The sequence below is a fragment of the Streptococcus sp. 27098_8_91 genome (genome assembly GCF_041432385.1).
GTDB lineage: Bacteria > Bacillota > Bacilli > Lactobacillales > Streptococcaceae > Streptococcus.
In genome coordinates this window covers 1-15,329 of record NZ_JAPVZN010000010.1, presented here as the reverse complement: position 1 = coordinate 15,329, position 15,329 = coordinate 1, and the positions used below count along the sequence as shown (strand labels likewise).

Below are 15,329 nucleotides of genomic sequence, written 5' to 3'. Positions count from 1 at the left end.
TCTCCTTTCCTTCTTTCTTTTAATGATATTCTCTCGGAATTCGATCACTGAGGAGGCAAACCACCTCATAATTGATGGTTCCTCGATAAACCGCTACATCTGTTGCAGTAATCTCCTTGTCCCCGTTTGAGCCAATCAAGGTTACCTTGGTACCCAATGGATAAAGCTTAGGCAAACGAATGGTGATTTGGTCCATGGATACACGTCCTACGATGGGGCACAATTGTCCATCCACCAGAACTGAGAAATTCTGCATATCTCGTGTCCAACCATCTGCATAACCTATCGGTACCGTTGCAATGACTTGCTCACCGTCTGCTTGATAAGTTGCTCCGTAACCCATACAAGCACCAGCCTCTACTGTTTTGATATGAACAATAGCCGACTCCAAAGTTAAGGCTAGTTTTAGTTCATAAGGCAATTCCAAAACTTGTCCACTTGGATTGAGACCATACATGGAATCTCCCATACGAACAGCACTGAAAATAGTTTCTGCATGCCATAGAGTCGTTGCTGAGTTACTCGCATGGACTAGTTCTGGTACTTCTTGCAAGTCAGCTAGGATTCCCTTAAAGCATTCTAACTGTTGCTTAAAGTAACTATCTGATTCTTCATCAGCAGTTGCAAAATGGGTAAAGATCCCTTCAACATTTGCTCCATGCTCCTTGAGTAAAGTTTGAGCTTGTGCCGCCTCACTTGCACTTCTAAAACCAATTCGTCCCATACCTGAGTCAATTTTAAGGTGAACAATTAAACCTGATAAGTCTGACTCTGTGGCTATGAGTTTCTGGATCCATTCCAACCCAGCCACTGTCAAGGCAATATCAAAGTCCTTAGCCAATGAAAGAGATTCAACCTCAGATACTCCTAAAATAAGAATCTTCTTAGAAATTCCTGCCTGACGAAGCTCGATGGCTTCATCGATATTAGAAACGCAAAAACCATCAACGTCACCCTGGATAGCTGTTGCAACAGCAACCGATCCGTGCCCATAGGCATTGGCTTTTACAACTGCCCATTTGAGGGTATCTTGGAGAATGTGCGCTCCCATTTGTTGGATATTGTAGCGAATTGCTTCTAGATGAATAAGGGCCTTGGTTGGTCTATGTGGACTAGTTTTCATAATCTTCCTCCAAAATAACACTAGCTGTCACAAACTGATCTGTATGGCTGATAGATAGCCAAACTTTTCCTGAAAACGGGGATTTGCTGAAGTAGGGAGCACCTCTCTCATTGTTCAAAATTTCCAAATCCTGAAATCCTAGCTTTCCAATACCCGTTCCTATAGCCTTTGAAAAAGCTTCTTTAGCTGACCAACGACCAGCCAAATACTCGATCTGCCTACGACCTTTGAGACTGGCAAAGCGCTCCATTTCCTTGTCTGTCAAGACACGCCGCGCAAAACCTTCTCTTTTTTCAACTGCATTTTGTATAGAAGCTAAAGCTTCGATATCAATTCCGTGTCCAACTATCATTTTCGTCAAAAAGAGTTGAGATACCCCCAACTCCATCCTTTTCACTTATTTTGTTTTGTTAAGGTAGTATAGATTTCTTCTACCAAGGCTACTGTGTTTTCCCATCCTAGACATGGGTCTGTAATGGAACAACCAAAGATTTCTGGTTGATTTTGGCGACCATCTGCCAAGTAGGATTCAATCATGAAACCTCGAACTGTTTTTTTAATCTTTTCATTCCAGTCACGGTTGAGCAGAGCCTGGCGAACAATTCGAACTTGCTCCATATATTGCTTCCCTGAATTATCATGGTTGGTATCAATCATGATAAAGGGATTTTCAAGCCCCATAGACTCGTAACGCCCGATAGCATTTAAGAGAGTTTCATAGTAGAAGTTTGGTTCATTCTTCCCATATTCATTCATAGCTCCACGAAGGATAACGTGAGCTAGGGGATTACCTGAAGTCTCAACTTCTTGTCCATGGTAAAGAAATGTTTGCTTGTTTTGTGCAGCATAGATGGCATTAAACATAACAGACAGATTTCCAGAGGTTGGATTTTTCATACCCACTGGTGCATCAATCCCTGAAGCTACAAAACGGTGTTCCTGATCTTCTACTGAACGCGCACCCACTGCATGGTAGCTCACCAAGTCGTCAACCAAGACTAGATTGGATGGATAAAGCATTTCATCTGCTGTGGTTAGTCCAGTTTCTGTAATAACACGATAATGAAGCTGACGAACAGCCTGCAAACCATTAATCAAACTTGGTGCTTTAGAAGTATCTGGCTGATGAACCAAACCCTTGTAGCCATCTCCATTGGTACGTGGCTTAGCTGTGTAAACACGCATGACCATGAAAATCTTATCCGCAACTTTTTTCTGCAAGTCTGCCAAACGACGAGCATATTCAAGCACTGCTTCTTCATTATCAGATGAACAAGGTCCAATGACCAAAAGAATACGGTCATCCTTACCAGATAGAATATCAGCCAGTTCTTGGTCTCGGCTTTCCTTATGTTGCAAGGCTTCTGCAGACAGCTGTGTTTCCGCCTTAATCGCTTCAATATCGATTTCTTGACCTTTTTCAATAAATGCCATATTATTCTCCTAGTCTTTGGTAGATTTCGCGTACAAGAGTCTCAGTATTTTCCCATCCTAGACATGGATCGGTGATAGATTTTCCAAAGACCTCTGGTTCATTTTGACGTCCGTCTTCTAGATAAGACTCAATCATGAAACCACGGACATATTTTTTAATCTTTTCATTCCAATCGCGGTTAATCAAGGTCTGACGTACGATACGAATCTGATCCATATACTGTTTGCCTGAGTTATCATGGTTGGTATCAATGATGATAAATGGATTTTCAAGGCCCATCTTTTCATACTGGGCAATGGTATCCATCAAATTATCATAGTAGTAGTTAGGAATATTTTTCCCGTATTCATTGAGGGCACCACGGAGAATGGCATGCGATAGAGGATTTCCAGTCGTTTCAACTTCTTTCCCTAGGAAAAGGAAACTTTGTTTGTTTTGAGCTGCATAAATACCGTTGAACATAACATTGAGATTACCAGACGTTGGATTTTTAAAACCTGTCGCAAAATCTGCTCCACTAGCTACAAAACGGTGTTGTTGGTCTTCAACCGAACGAGCTCCAACTGCCATATAAGAAATCAAGTCATCTACCAAAGGAAGGTTTTCTGGGTACAACATCTCATCCGCTGTGGTCATTCCTGTTTCAGAAATAACACGGTAGTGCAGGTGACGAACCGCCTTGATCCCATTAATGAGACTAGGTGCTTCTTTGGCATTTGGTTGGTGAATCAATCCCTTATAGCCATCACCATTAGTACGTGGTTTAGCAGTGTAGACACGCATGACCATAAAGACGCGGTCTTTTACTTCTTCTTGCAGTTTTGCCAAACGCTTGGCATACTCAAGAACTGCTTCTTCATTGTCAGACGAACACGGACCAATCACTAACAAAATGCGTTGATCTTCACCACGAATAATCGCTTCAAGTTCTTGATCGCGTTGTTGTTTATTGGCAAGTGCTTGTCCTTCTAATTTAGACAAACTACGAACTTCTTCAATATTAATTTTAGGGCTTTTGGCTGTAAATACCATGATTCATCCTCCTTATAAAGCAAACGGATGCCAAGCGAAAATTCACTTTTCACTAGGCATCCGCCTGAAAATTAGTCATTCTTAACGTCGTTTACCGTGACAGTTTTTAAATTTCTTACCAGAACCACATGGACACAAGTCATTACGCTTCACTTGGCTAAGATCCAAATCTGCAGGAAGCTCAGTCTGTTGTGCAGCAATATTACGAGCCGCTGTCGTACTGATATGACGCTCTGCTTGTGGACGCTCTTGTTCATGAATTTGTGCTTTCATCATCAAACGAGTCACATCAAACTCAATCGAACCAATCATATCATTAAACATACGGAAACCTTCTGCTTGATACTCAACGACAGGGTTGTTTTGTGCGTAACCACGAAGGCCAACAGCATTACGCAACTGATCAAGAGCATCGATATGGTCTGTCCACTTGTTGTCTACAACACGTAGGATCAAGACTTTTTGGAATTCTTTAACAGCTTCCTCATCTCGAAGCTTAGCAACTTGGCTATCGTAGACTTTCAAGGCACGTTGGTAAAGTTCATCTTTGATTGCTTGGTCTGACAAACCTTCTAGGTCTGAAAGTGAAATTGAATCTTCTGGAAGCAAGTTGTATCTTGCAAAATTCAAGATAGCTTCTAGTTTTTCATCTTGTTTAGCACGCGCATGATTATCAACAACACGATTAATGGTGCGTTTAATCATTGCATGAATCTCAGGAGCCAAGTCGCGATCAGCAGTGATAACATCGTAACGTTGTGAGTAGATAATCTCACGTTGCTCACGCATGACATCATCGTATTGAAGGACTTGTTTACGTGTATCGTAGTTATTTCCTTCAACACGTTTTTGTGCTGCTTCAACCTGACGTGTCAACATACGAGATTTGATTGCCTCGTCTGACATATTGAGACGTTCAAAAACACCCTTCAAGCGCTCTGAACCGAAACGTTTCATCAAATCATCTTCAAGAGAAAGGTAGAATTGAGATTCCCCTGGATCCCCTTGACGTCCTGAACGTCCACGAAGCTGGTTATCGATACGACGGCTTTCATGACGTTCTGTACCGATGACACAAAGTCCACCAAGTTCACGAACACCTTCACCAAGTTTGATGTCGGTACCACGACCAGCCATGTTGGTCGCGATTGTAACTGCACCACGCTGGCCAGCATTCATGATGATTTGAGCTTCTTTGTAGTGGTTCTTGGCATTCAATACTTCGTGAGGAACGCCTGCAGCTACTAATTTTTTAGAAATATAATCACTAGTTTCAACTGCAACAGTACCTACCAAGACTGGTTGACCTTTTTGGTAGCGAGCTTTTACATCTTCGACAACAGCCTTAAATTTAGCTTCAAGACTAGCATAAAGTACATCTGGATGGTCAATACGTTGAACTGGACGGTTTGTTGGGATAGGAATAACACGAATATTGTAGATTTCGCGGAATTCTTCTTCCTCAGTCTTACCAGTACCTGTCATACCAGACAACTTCTTGTACATACGGAAGAGGTTTTGGTAGGTGATAGAAGCTGAAGTCTTAGTTTCGTCCTGGATTGGCACACCTTCCTTAGCCTCAATCGCTTGGTGCAAGCCATCAGAATAACGACGACCTTCCATAGTACGACCTGTAAATTGGTCGACAATCAAGATTTCCTGCTCTTCGCTGACCACATAGTCAATATCAAGAAGCATGATGTAGTTGGCACGAAGGGCGTTGTCGATAAAGTGAGTCAGAGCAACATTTTCAATGTCGTAGAGGTTGCTTAGATTGAAGTAGCTTTCGGCCTTGTCAATACCAGAATCAGATAGACCAATCGTCTTAGACTGAATATCAATGATATAGTCATCCTTATCCAAAGACTTCACAAAATGGTCAGCCATATGGTAGAGTTGGCTTGTTTCAACTGCATTGGCCCCTGAAACAATCAAAGGAGTACGAGCTTCGTCGATCAAGATTGAGTCAACCTCATCGACCAAGGCGTAGTTGAGTGGACGTTGAACCATATTTTCAGCACGAACGACCATGTTATCACGAAGATAATCGAAACCAATCTCTGAGTTTGTTGAATAAGTGATATCACACTCATAGGCTTCTTTTTTCTCCATTGGAGATTTGGCCGCCAAGTTAATCCCTACTGACAAGCCAAGCCATGAGTACAACTCACCCATCTCAGTCGCATCACGTTCAGAAAGGTATTCATTGACCGTAACTACGTGAACCCCTTTACCTGAAAGAGCATTGAGGTATACAGGCATAGTCGCTGTCAAGGTTTTCCCCTCACCAGTACGCATCTCAGGAACGTCACCATGGTGAAGAACGATCCCCCCCATAACCTGAACCTTATACGGGAAAAGACCAAGAACACGCTTAGCTCCCTCGCGTACAACAGCAAACGCCTCATACAAAAGTTGGTCAAGAGTCTCACCATTTTGATAGCGTTGTTTGAATTCTTCTGTTTTTGCTTTCAATTGCTCGTCTGTTAACGCAGCCATTTCATCTTCATATTTTAGGACTTTGTCCGCCATCTTTTCCAGACGACGAATCTCTCCTTTATCATTTTCGATGATTGTTTTTAGTAAATTTGCCATTTTTTTCCTTACTTTAAATTCTGAATATTTTAGAATGTTCTTTTTATTGTAGCATATTTGCCCAATTTTTTCAAGAAATATTCCGTTTTCCCTTAGGACGAAAAAAGGGCTAACCAAGGTGATTAGTTCCCTTAAAATTCCTATTCCGAGGCTAGTTTTCTTCATTAATGCTTCTAGCTAGTTTTTCCATGAAAAATTGACCATCATTTTCTATCAGATACAAGTTTGCCTATTTCTTTCAAGGAAGACTGGATTTTTTCTTTTCCAATCGCAGCTTATTCATAAATTTTAGACAAGCATAGATTTTCCAGTCATTGACTAAGGATAAAAGGACTAAAAGTAGCCAGATCATCCATCTAGCAAGATCCCTTGGTTCTTGTAAAATAAAGTTAAATAAGACTAGCGAAAAAAGAGTGAAAACTAGACTAAACAAGGCTGCTAGAGGCATATAAAACCAATAAAAATAGTAAAAGACAGAAAAGTACTTACTTCCTGGCTGTACCTTCCCTTGCCAACGAAAAAAGTAAAAGTAGGGTGCCAAAATCAAGAATTTTAATAGTTTTTCCATCTCCTTACCTCTCCAACGCGTTCCTTATTTTATTATAGCAAAAAATCTGGAAATGTCCTTCCAGATTCTACTTTTTTATTTGCGTTTTCTTGCGATGAGATGGATTGGTGTTCCTTCAAAAACAAAGGCCTTGCGGATTTGATTTTCCAAGAAACGCAAGTAAGAGAAGTGCATGAGCTCTTCTTCGTTGACAAAGATAACAAAGGTTGGTGGTTTGGTTGCCACTTGAGTCGCATAGAAAATCTTGAGGCGTTTCCCTTTATCTGTCGGTGTTGGGTTGATAGCAATAGCATCCATAATCACATCATTCAAGACAGCTGATGGAATACGGGTATTTTGACTCTCGCTGATTTGCTTAATCATCTCAGGTAACTTGTGGAGACGTTGCTTGGTCAAAGCTGAAACAAAGATAATCGGTGCGTAAGGCAGGTATTGGAACTGCTCACGAATATCTTCCTCCCAGTTTTTCATGGTATGGTTGTCTTTTTCAAGCGTATCCCACTTATTGACCACGATAATCATCCCTTTACCAGCTTCGTGGGCAAATCCAGCGATACGCTTGTCATACTCACGAATACCTTCTTCGGCATTGAGGACCATCAAAACTACATCTGAACGGTCAATAGCACGCATAGCACGCATAACCGAGTATTTCTCAGTATTTTCATAGACTTTACCTGACTTACGCATACCAGCCGTATCAATCATGGTAAACTCTTGGCCGTCAGCATCTGTAAAATGGGTGTCAATGGCATCACGAGTGGTACCAGCGACAGGGCTGGCAATGACGCGATCTTCTCCCAAAATGGCATTGATCAAGCTAGATTTTCCGACATTTGGACGACCAATCAAGCTGAATTTAATAACATCTGGATTTTCTTCTTCAACTTCATGTGGGAGGTTTTCCACAATAGCATCCAGCACATCCCCTGTCCCAATACCGTGAACAGATGAGATTGGTAGAGGTTCGCCCAATCCAAGAGCATAGAAATCATAGATATCATTTCGCATCTCTGGATTGTCAACCTTGTTAACGGCTAAGATGACTGGTTTATGAGTTTTATAAAGTTTACGGGCAACGTATTCGTCCGCATCTGTAATTCCTTCTTTACCAGACACGACAAAGACGATAACATCTGCTTCTTCCATGGCAATTTCTGCCTGGTGCTTGATTTGTTCCATGAAAGGCGCATCGACATCATCGATACCCCCAGTATCAATCATACTAAAAGAACGATTGAGCCACTCACCTGTGGCATAGATACGATCTCGCGTTACACCTTCAATATCTTCTACGATTGAGATGCGTTCTCCCGCGATACGGTTAAATAGGGTTGATTTCCCAACATTGGGACGTCCCACAATGGCAACAGTTGGTAAGGCCATGTTTTCTCACTTTCTACAATAACTTCTTCTGCTCAAGATTTTCTCGAGTCGAGCTTGGTTCTGGATTGCCAAATTGCTCTGCCAAACGTTGACTCCAAGTTGTAGTCGCACGCGCACCTGCATATTCAGTCTGTACACGGTCATAGGCTTCAATAGCCTCAGTTGACTGTTCTTGGTATTCTTCCTCAAAGACAACATTCTCTAGGGGCAGTCTTGGTTTTACATCATGCTGTTGGTTTGGCACACCGAGTGCAATCCCAAAGACTGGATAGGTATAGTCAGGAAGCTTGAACAATTCTGCTAACTCAACAGACTTGTAACGCACCAAACCGATAATCACTCCACCATAGCCTAGGCTTTCTGCCGCAAGCAAGGCATTTTGTCCAGCCAAAGCCGCATCTACTGAAGTGATGAGGAGTCCTTCCACCCCTTGAGGTTGGAAAACATCCGTATGGAGACGAGCCCCTTTTTCTGCACGGTTTAGATCACCAACAAAGAGAAGAAAGGCTGCAGACTGGCGAATAGCTTCCTGAGGTACTAGCTCAAATAAGGCGTCCTTCTTTTCTTGACTTCTGACAAGAATGACCGAGTAGGATTGGAAATTTTTCCAAGAAGAAGCCATTTGGGCAGCTGTCAAAATCTCATTCAATTCTGCTTGGGGAATCTCTTGCTCTTTAAATCTACGCACTGAAGTATGAGCCTTCATTAATTTGATTGTTTCTGTCATCGGCGATTTTCTCCTTCAAGTCTGGTTTCCTCTGCTAAATAACGAATGCGTTCCATGACGCGTCTAGCTTCCCAGGTTTCGTCATTTCCATTTTTCCCTTTAGCGAAATGCAGCTCCAAATCTTCAAAATTGAAGTTGGAGGTGAAAAAGGTCGGTAAATCTTCCTGCATGCGATATTGGAGAATGACCTGCAGGATCTCGTCACGCACCCAAGCTGTTGATTGCTCGGCACCAATATCATCTAAAATCAAGACTTCAGCCAGCTTAATCTCGTCCACCAAGGTCTTAACATTGCCATCACCGATGGCATTTTTGACATCGATGACAAAACTAGGATAGTGGAGGAGAGTTGATGAAACACCACGTTTTTCTGACAAATCATGGGCTAGGGCAGCCACCATGAAACTTTTACCCACACCAAAGTCTCCATATAGGTAGAGACCTTTTCGAATAGCTGGATATTGCTCCACAAAGGCTAGGAGCTTTTCAAAAACTGGCAAGCGCCCCAAATCATCCAGGTCTACTTGAGCTAAGCTAGCTTTTTTAAGACTAGCTGGAAGGTTGATTAGTTTGAGACGGTTTTTAATCGCTGCTTCTTTTTCCGCTGCAATTAGCTCTGGAGTCTCTTCATAAGAGACGTCCGCATAGCCATGGTTCATGACTAGGATAGGCTTGTAGCCACGCGCGATATAGTCTGTATCTCCTCGGAGGAACTTATCTCTCTCAGTGATATATTGGTTAAACTTGGAAATACTACGGTTCAACTCCTCCTGACTGAGAGATTCTTTCTGGATAAAGGCCGCAACATCAGGGTCTTTCACAATTTGCTGGACCAAATCCTGATACTGAAATCGGCTTGGTTGACGCTTGAGTACGTCTCCGACACTTTCCATCTAGTCTCCTCCTTTTTCTAATCGAGCTAACATTTCTTTTTTCTTACGTTCTAGTTCTAAGCGAGTTTCTTCGCTCGTTTCATTCTTATATTCAGGATTGCTCCATTTAGGCACATTGGTTTTTGCTGGGGCAGTCTGATTCTGCTTTTGCGTTTTTACTTTTTGGCCACGTTCACGAATACGGAGGACAGCCTCCTCAGCACTACGAATATTTTGATAGGCGTAGTCATTAGCCACCTTCATGGCGTATTTTTCATTGATATTGGCTGAATCAACCTTATTAAAGGTTAGGAGCAAGATAACATTGATCACTTCATCCAGCAAACCCAAGGCTGCCATCTGCTGGAGCAGGTCCCGTTCAGTCTGGGTAATACTTCCTTTGCGGGTCTGCTTGATTTCAGCAAGGAACTGCAAGGCTGTCTTTTTCTTAGCCTCTCGGATAATGGTTGCTTCCTTGGGACTAAAGTCAGAAGTCACAGGCTTTTGCGCTATCTTTTCACGGATGCGTTTGACAGAAATCACTTGCGACACTGCTGTCGCTTTGGCTACTTGATAGGTCTCAAACCAGGTCCACTTCTGCTCATCAGCTATTGCAAACAAGGCCAAAACATCCGAAGTCTCATCTTGAAAACGAAGACCATCGCGAGCCATAAGCTGACGGAAATGCTCCAAATCAAAATCATCTGCTAGAGGCTGACTGCTAGAGGTTTCTTGACTCGCAGACTCGGATAACTGAGGGAAAATTTGACTTAAGGCCACCGAGATCGGTTCCCCTTCAACACCTTCCTGCCTCATGGCTGCAACCGCACTATCCCCTATCATTTTTTCTAACAAGGTCCGATAGACTGTATGTTGTAAAAATTCTTGAGTTGATAAGGGAGAATGGAGTAACAAGTTATAGGCCTCCCCCTGCTGATAGAGGGTCACCAATTTCATGGCTGTTAGAGTTTTAAAAGCCTTTAAAAGGGTATCCATCCCAAAATTAAGATGATTAAGCATGGCTGCAAAGAGATGTTCCTTTTGACCACCATCCCAAAAAGTCACAGCATAAAGATAGAGGCTCAGCGCCTCCTGACCGATAATCGGGAGGTAGCACTGCACCATTGATGAGGTATCTTGCGACACCCGATTATTCTTTACAAAAGAAAAACGGTCATTTGGCTTCATTTATTTTTCCTTTTTCTTTTTAGAGGATTGTGTGATCTGCTGGAGTAGGCTTTCAAGCTCACTCACATCCTTAAAGCTACGGTAAACGCTGGCAAAACGTACATAAGTAATCTCATCTAACTCTGCCAACTCTTCCATAACCAAAGAGCCAATAACCTCACTCTGAATTTCATTTTCATTGCGACTACGGAGTTTTTGTTCGATACGATTGACCACCATGCCAATTTCATCACTAGACACTGGACGTTTCTGGGCTGAACGAATAATCCCGTTAAAGATTTTATCTCTTGAAAATTGTTCCCGTGTACCATCTTTTTTGACCACAACTAGTGTTCTCTCTTCAACACGTTCATAGGTTGTAAAACGATGCTGACACTCTTCACACTCACGTCTTCTTCTGATTGTATTTCCTTCTTCAGCCTGGCGACTATCGATCACACTTGATTTTGTAGCGCCACATTTTGGACAACGCATGCCTTTCCCTCCTTGTCGTTTTCTTTTCATTATACCATTTTTTAAGAGATTCCCAAAATAATTCTCCTTTTAGCTTGACAAGTTTTTTGTTTTGTTGTATTATTGAATTAACACAAAGGTGAATAGAAAGGAGATCGTGATGTCTTGGACATTTGATAACAATAAACCCATTTATTTGCAGATTATGGAGAAAATCAAATTGCAGATTATTTCCCATAAACTCGAGCCCAATCAACAGCTTCCAACCGTTAGAGAATTAGCTAGCGAGGCAGGTGTCAATCCCAACACCATCCAGCGCGCCCTATCGGACTTGGAGAGAGAAGGCTTTGTCTATACCAAGCGAACATCTGGACGCTTTGTCACAGAGGATTTGGACTTGATCCTCCAATCCCGTAAGCAACTGTCAGAAGAACAGCTGCAACAGTTTGTAACAGGCATGGTAGAATTCGGCTATGAAAAAGAAGAACTACCGACTGTTTTGAGAGATTATATTGAAGGAGTTTAAACTATGACCTTGTTAGCATTTGAAAATGTGTCAAAATCCTACGGAGCAAGCCCTGCTCTTACAAATGTTTCCCTTGAAATTCCAGCTGGAAAAATCGTTGGCCTCCTTGGCCCAAACGGTTCTGGAAAGACAACCTTGATTAAACTAATCAACGACTTGCTACAGCCAGAGGAAGGACGTATCCTTATCAATGGTATGGAACCAAGCCCTGCAACTAAGGCGATTATTTCTTATCTCCCTGATACGACCTACCTCAACGAACAGATGAAGGTCAAGGAAGCTCTCACTTATTTCAAGACCTTCTACCAAGATTTCAATCTTGAACGTGCTCAAGGTCTCCTTCGTGACCTTGGCATCGATGAGAACAGCCGTTTCAAGAAACTCTCAAAAGGGAACAAAGAAAAGGTTCAGTTGATCCTTGTCATGAGTCGTGATGCTCGTCTATATGTGCTTGATGAACCAATCGGTGGTGTCGACCCCGCAGCTCGTGACTATATCTTGAACACCATCATTAACAACTACTCTCCAACTTCAACTGTCTTGATTTCAACTCACTTGATTTCAGATATCGAACCAATCTTGGATGAGATTATCTTCCTCAAGGATGGAAAAGTCGTCCGTCAAGGAAATGTTGATGATATTCGCTATGAGTCTGGAGAGTCTATCGATCAACTCTTCCGTCATGAATTCAAAGCCTAGTTAAAGGAGATTATTATGTTTTGGAATTTAGTTCGTTATGAATTTAAAAATGTTAACAAATGGTATTTAGCCCTCTATGGTGCTGTGTTAGCACTTTCTGGTCTTATCGGAATTCAAGCAAAGACCTATAACAATCTACCCATCAAAGAAAGTCAACCTATTCTACTTGTTTTTCTTGCACTCGTATTTGGTGGCTTGATGATTACGCTTGGGATTTCAACCTTGATTTTGATCATCCGTCGCTTCAAAGGTAGTGTCTATGACCGACAAGGTTATCTCACTTTGACCTTGCCAGTTTCCGAACACCAGATTATCCTAGCCAAACTCTTAGGGGCCTTCATTTGGTCTCTGATCAGTTCAGCAGTATTGGTTCTGAGCATTTATATCATTCTTGTGATAATTGAGCCTAATTCTGTTGATTTCCTTGCTTTTAAAGACTTGTTCCAACAGTACCTAGACAGTATCAGCTTATCTCTGATTTCATTCATCCTCAGCACTGTAGCAGGCATACTATGCATCTACTTGGCAATCTCAATCGGACAACTCTTTAATGAATACCGTACAGCTCTTGCAGTTTTAGCCTATATTGTCATTCATGTTGTCCTTGGATTCAGTGATCTCTTCTTAAACTTTGGTACCCATTACAATATGATGCTTACTTATGAAATCTTCAAAGACCTAATCCTTATCGCAGTCTTCTATCTCGGAAACTACTACATCTTGAAAAACAAGGTTAATCTTCAGTAATCATTCAGAGGCTAGTTAAAAACTTAATTTTATAGTGGATTGAACTTAGAGTAGCACGTCATGGATTCTAAAACATTTTTAAAAATTAATTTGACTTTCCTAACCTCTTTGTTCATATCTTATTTCAATCAACTATAGTAAAAAATGAAATAGATCTGTCTATGATCAAACGCATATTATCGGCTCTATAATATTTGTAGTGGGTAAATCCCCTATAGATATTATGGAGCCTATTTTTGTGTAGAAAACATACTAAGATTAGTAGTGAGAAAATCTCCGACGGGAGAGAGTACTCACTACTTTTTCTTTATGTTAAAGTAGAGGTGTCTTGTAAAGTCGTAGGGCTCTTTGGCGCTAGACGTCGCTTGACAAACTGGCAAGACACCTGTTTTAGGTGGAATTTGATCAAAGTATGTGGGACGCTAGACGTCGCGTATTGAAAATAAAATCACTAAAACACGGAATTATTCAAGACAAAAGAGGTAATATCATGCGTACAGTATTTGGGATTGATGTGAGTAAGGCAAGTTCTGAGGTGGCAATTTTAGTCAACGGTGAAAAGATTCATGGATACACTATGCTCAAGAATTGCTTCGTCTTTCTGAGCACAGACAGGTTGTCTTAGACGACATGGTAGGTCTAGCTCAGCCTTTACCAGAGTATGACATCTTACGATCAATTCCTGGCATCGCAGAAACCACAGCGACATCTATCATTGGCGAATTGGGAGATATTCGTCGCTTTCAGTCTACCAATCAAATCAACGCTTTTATTGGCATTGACCTGAGACACTATGAATCTGGGAACTTTCTCGCCAAGGAACACATTACTAAGCGAGGTAATCCCTATGCCAGAAAAATCTTGTTCAAGTGCATTCATAACATCGCTTCAGCTAGTCATACCAATCCCTGCCATATCGCCGACTTTTATGAGAAACGAAAAAGACAATCGACAATAGCTTCAACCAAGCCACATGCGATTGCCTCTATACATCGTCTCATTCGAACAATGTATTACCTCATTACGCATAACAAACTTTACGATTACTCTTTGACCCAAAATCGATAAGGTCATCTATGCCGTATTATTATAACACCTTGTTTCAAAAAATACCAGATGAGGTGTTTTTTAGCGTGCCCTTTTATGGATCAATAAGTGGTAAAAATAAGACAGTAACCTCAGAATAGCTACTGTCTTATCTCTTTTTTTACTTAAGGCCCTTGATATACTTGACAAATGGTAGAAAAGAGCTTTTAAGCTCTTCAACTACGGAGAATAAGGGATTCGAACCCTTGCGCCAGTTACCCGACCTAACGATTTAGCAAACCGTCCTCTTCAGCCTCTTGAGTAATTCTCCTATTAATGGGCACGAGTGGACTCGAACCACCGACCTCACGCTTATCAGGCGTGCGCTCTAACCACCTGAGCTACGCGCCCAAGTTAAATAACTTGGTAAATGAACTATATGTTCAAAGCGGGTGACGAGAATCGAACTCGCGACAACAGCTTGGAAGGCTGTAGTTTTACCACTAAACTACACCCGCATAAAAACAAATATGGCGCGAGACGGAATCGAACCGCCGACACATGGAGCTTCAATCCATTGCTCTACCAACTGAGCTACCGAGCCTTATTGCGGGAGCAGGATTTGAACCTACGACCTTCGGGTTATGAGCCCGACGAGCTACCGAGCTGCTCCATCCCGCGTTAATAATAAAGGAGGATGTGGGATTCGAACCCACGCACGCTTTTACACGCCTGACGGTTTTCAAGACCGTTCCCTTCAGCCGGACTTGGGTAATCCTCCATCGTATTTAATGGACCTTGTAGGACTTGAACCTACGACCACTCGGTTATGAGCCGAGAGCTCTAACCAGCTGAGCTAAAGGTCCAACAAGATCATTATAGCGGCGAAGGGGATCGAACCCCCGACCTCCCGGGTATGAACCGGACGCTCTAGCCAGCTGAGCTACACCGC

The 15,329-nt window shown here is 42.0% G+C and carries 14 protein-coding genes, 8 tRNA genes and 1 pseudogene; 5 read left to right on the top strand and 18 right to left on the bottom strand.

Annotation, left to right across the window (positions count from 1 at the left end):
- Nucleotides 1–19: 19 nt before the first annotated feature.
- The 10 genes from alr to nrdR all read right to left on the bottom strand — a co-directional run bounded on the left by alr (nt 20) and on the right by nrdR (nt 11,400).
- Nucleotides 20–1,123, bottom strand: a complete 1,104-nt coding sequence (gene alr / locus O3611_RS08535) for an alanine racemase (RefSeq protein ID WP_371608363.1) — start codon at nt 1,121–1,123, stop codon at nt 20–22.
- Nucleotides 1,113–1,475, bottom strand: coding sequence for a holo-ACP synthase (gene acpS / locus O3611_RS08530; protein ID WP_371608388.1), 363 nt, complete (start codon nt 1,473–1,475; stop codon nt 1,113–1,115). The genes alr and acpS overlap by 11 nt, the downstream gene beginning before the upstream one ends.
- A gap of 41 nt (nt 1,476–1,516) precedes the next feature.
- Nucleotides 1,517–2,557 (bottom strand): 3-deoxy-7-phosphoheptulonate synthase, encoded by a 1,041-nt coding sequence (locus tag O3611_RS08525; protein ID WP_371608362.1) that lies wholly within the window; start codon nt 2,555–2,557, stop codon nt 1,517–1,519.
- Nucleotide 2,558: 1 nt separating this feature from the next.
- Entirely contained in the window at nt 2,559–3,590 is a 1,032-nt protein-coding gene (locus tag O3611_RS08520; protein WP_315640733.1) for a 3-deoxy-7-phosphoheptulonate synthase, read from the bottom strand.
- Nucleotides 3,591–3,671: 81 nt separating this feature from the next.
- Complete coding sequence (secA, locus tag O3611_RS08515; RefSeq protein WP_371608361.1) at nt 3,672–6,185, bottom strand: preprotein translocase subunit SecA; 2,514 nt, start codon at nt 6,183–6,185, stop codon at nt 3,672–3,674.
- A gap of 643 nt (nt 6,186–6,828) precedes the next feature.
- Nucleotides 6,829–8,139, bottom strand: coding sequence for a ribosome biogenesis GTPase Der (gene der / locus O3611_RS08510; RefSeq protein ID WP_049508964.1), 1,311 nt, complete (start codon nt 8,137–8,139; stop codon nt 6,829–6,831).
- 13 nt (nt 8,140–8,152) lie between these two features.
- Nucleotides 8,153–8,866 (bottom strand): NADPH-dependent oxidoreductase, encoded by a 714-nt coding sequence (locus O3611_RS08505; RefSeq protein ID WP_371608360.1) that lies wholly within the window; start codon nt 8,864–8,866, stop codon nt 8,153–8,155.
- Nucleotides 8,863–9,759, bottom strand: a complete 897-nt coding sequence (gene dnaI, locus O3611_RS08500) for a primosomal protein DnaI (protein ID WP_371608359.1) — start codon at nt 9,757–9,759, stop codon at nt 8,863–8,865. Before dnaI ends, O3611_RS08505 begins: the two co-directional genes overlap by 4 nt.
- On the bottom strand, nt 9,760–10,926 hold the full coding sequence (locus tag O3611_RS08495; RefSeq protein WP_371608358.1) for a DnaD domain protein: 1,167 nt from the start codon (nt 10,924–10,926) through the stop codon (nt 9,760–9,762).
- Nucleotides 10,927–11,400 carry a transcriptional regulator NrdR gene (gene nrdR / locus O3611_RS08490; RefSeq protein WP_001203674.1) on the bottom strand — a complete coding sequence of 158 codons (474 nt, stop codon included), beginning with the start codon at nt 11,398–11,400 and terminating at the stop codon, nt 10,927–10,929. It lies immediately after the preceding gene.
- A 139-nt stretch (nt 11,401–11,539) separates the two neighbouring features.
- Here nrdR and O3611_RS08485 point away from each other — a divergent pair, with 139 nt between their 5' ends.
- The 5 genes and pseudogenes from O3611_RS08485 to O3611_RS08465 form a co-directional block, all read left to right on the top strand.
- A complete protein-coding gene (locus O3611_RS08485; protein ID WP_000119157.1) occupies nt 11,540–11,905 on the top strand; it encodes a GntR family transcriptional regulator in 366 nt (121 codons plus the stop codon).
- Nucleotides 11,906–11,908: 3 nt separating this feature from the next.
- The gene (locus O3611_RS08480; RefSeq protein WP_371608357.1) at nt 11,909–12,604 is read left to right on the top strand and encodes an ABC transporter ATP-binding protein; all 696 of its coding nucleotides are present in this window, start codon (nt 11,909–11,911) and stop codon (nt 12,602–12,604) included.
- A gap of 15 nt (nt 12,605–12,619) precedes the next feature.
- Nucleotides 12,620–13,351, top strand: coding sequence for a hypothetical protein (locus O3611_RS08475; protein ID WP_248035511.1), 732 nt, complete (start codon nt 12,620–12,622; stop codon nt 13,349–13,351).
- Nucleotides 13,352–13,841: 490 nt separating this feature from the next.
- On the top strand, nt 13,842–13,976 hold the full coding sequence (locus O3611_RS08470; RefSeq protein ID WP_371608356.1) for a hypothetical protein: 135 nt from the start codon (nt 13,842–13,844) through the stop codon (nt 13,974–13,976).
- Nucleotides 13,925–14,419 (top strand): annotated as a pseudogene (locus O3611_RS08465) (transposase); the annotation flags it as partial. The gene O3611_RS08470 and the pseudogene O3611_RS08465, both read left to right, overlap by 52 nt.
- Before the next feature lie 201 nt (nt 14,420–14,620).
- On the opposite strand, the gene O3611_RS08460 reads toward O3611_RS08465, so the two are convergent.
- The 8 genes from O3611_RS08460 to O3611_RS08425 all read right to left on the bottom strand — a co-directional run bounded on the left by O3611_RS08460 (nt 14,621) and on the right by O3611_RS08425 (nt 15,329).
- Nucleotides 14,621–14,708, bottom strand: a tRNA-Ser gene (locus tag O3611_RS08460).
- Between the two features lie 6 nt (nt 14,709–14,714).
- Nucleotides 14,715–14,788 (bottom strand) — tRNA-Ile (locus O3611_RS08455).
- 36 nt (nt 14,789–14,824) lie between these two features.
- Nucleotides 14,825–14,895, bottom strand: a tRNA-Gly gene (locus tag O3611_RS08450).
- A gap of 13 nt (nt 14,896–14,908) precedes the next feature.
- A tRNA-Phe gene (locus tag O3611_RS08445) sits at nt 14,909–14,981 on the bottom strand.
- Between the two features lie 3 nt (nt 14,982–14,984).
- Nucleotides 14,985–15,058, bottom strand: a tRNA-Met gene (locus O3611_RS08440).
- 10 nt (nt 15,059–15,068) lie between these two features.
- A tRNA-Ser gene (locus O3611_RS08435) sits at nt 15,069–15,158 on the bottom strand.
- 11 nt (nt 15,159–15,169) lie between these two features.
- Nucleotides 15,170–15,243: transfer RNA gene (locus O3611_RS08430), tRNA-Ile, on the bottom strand.
- A 13-nt stretch (nt 15,244–15,256) separates the two neighbouring features.
- A tRNA-Met gene (locus O3611_RS08425) sits at nt 15,257–15,329 on the bottom strand.

Excerpts from the sequence above, each read along its gene's own strand:
- alr (WP_371608363.1), bottom strand. The coding sequence starts at position 1,123 with ATGAAAACTAGTCCACATAGACCAACCAAGGCCCTTATTCATCTAGAA.
- acpS (WP_371608388.1), bottom strand. The coding sequence starts at position 1,475 with ATGATAGTTGGACACGGAATTGATATCGAAGCTTTAGCTTCTATACAA.
- O3611_RS08525 (WP_371608362.1), bottom strand. The coding sequence starts at position 2,557 with ATGGCATTTATTGAAAAAGGTCAAGAAATCGATATTGAAGCGATTAAG.
- O3611_RS08520 (WP_315640733.1), bottom strand. The coding sequence starts at position 3,590 with ATGGTATTTACAGCCAAAAGCCCTAAAATTAATATTGAAGAAGTTCGT.
- secA (WP_371608361.1), bottom strand. The coding sequence starts at position 6,185 with ATGGCAAATTTACTAAAAACAATCATCGAAAATGATAAAGGAGAGATT.
- der (WP_049508964.1), bottom strand. The coding sequence starts at position 8,139 with ATGGCCTTACCAACTGTTGCCATTGTGGGACGTCCCAATGTTGGGAAA.
- O3611_RS08505 (WP_371608360.1), bottom strand. The coding sequence starts at position 8,866 with ATGACAGAAACAATCAAATTAATGAAGGCTCATACTTCAGTGCGTAGA.
- dnaI (WP_371608359.1), bottom strand. The coding sequence starts at position 9,759 with ATGGAAAGTGTCGGAGACGTACTCAAGCGTCAACCAAGCCGATTTCAG.
- O3611_RS08495 (WP_371608358.1), bottom strand. The coding sequence starts at position 10,926 with ATGAAGCCAAATGACCGTTTTTCTTTTGTAAAGAATAATCGGGTGTCG.
- nrdR (WP_001203674.1), bottom strand. The coding sequence starts at position 11,400 with ATGCGTTGTCCAAAATGTGGCGCTACAAAATCAAGTGTGATCGATAGT.
- O3611_RS08485 (WP_000119157.1), top strand. The coding sequence starts at position 11,540 with ATGTCTTGGACATTTGATAACAATAAACCCATTTATTTGCAGATTATG.
- O3611_RS08480 (WP_371608357.1), top strand. The coding sequence starts at position 11,909 with ATGACCTTGTTAGCATTTGAAAATGTGTCAAAATCCTACGGAGCAAGC.
- O3611_RS08475 (WP_248035511.1), top strand. The coding sequence starts at position 12,620 with ATGTTTTGGAATTTAGTTCGTTATGAATTTAAAAATGTTAACAAATGG.
- O3611_RS08470 (WP_371608356.1), top strand. The coding sequence starts at position 13,842 with ATGCGTACAGTATTTGGGATTGATGTGAGTAAGGCAAGTTCTGAGGTG.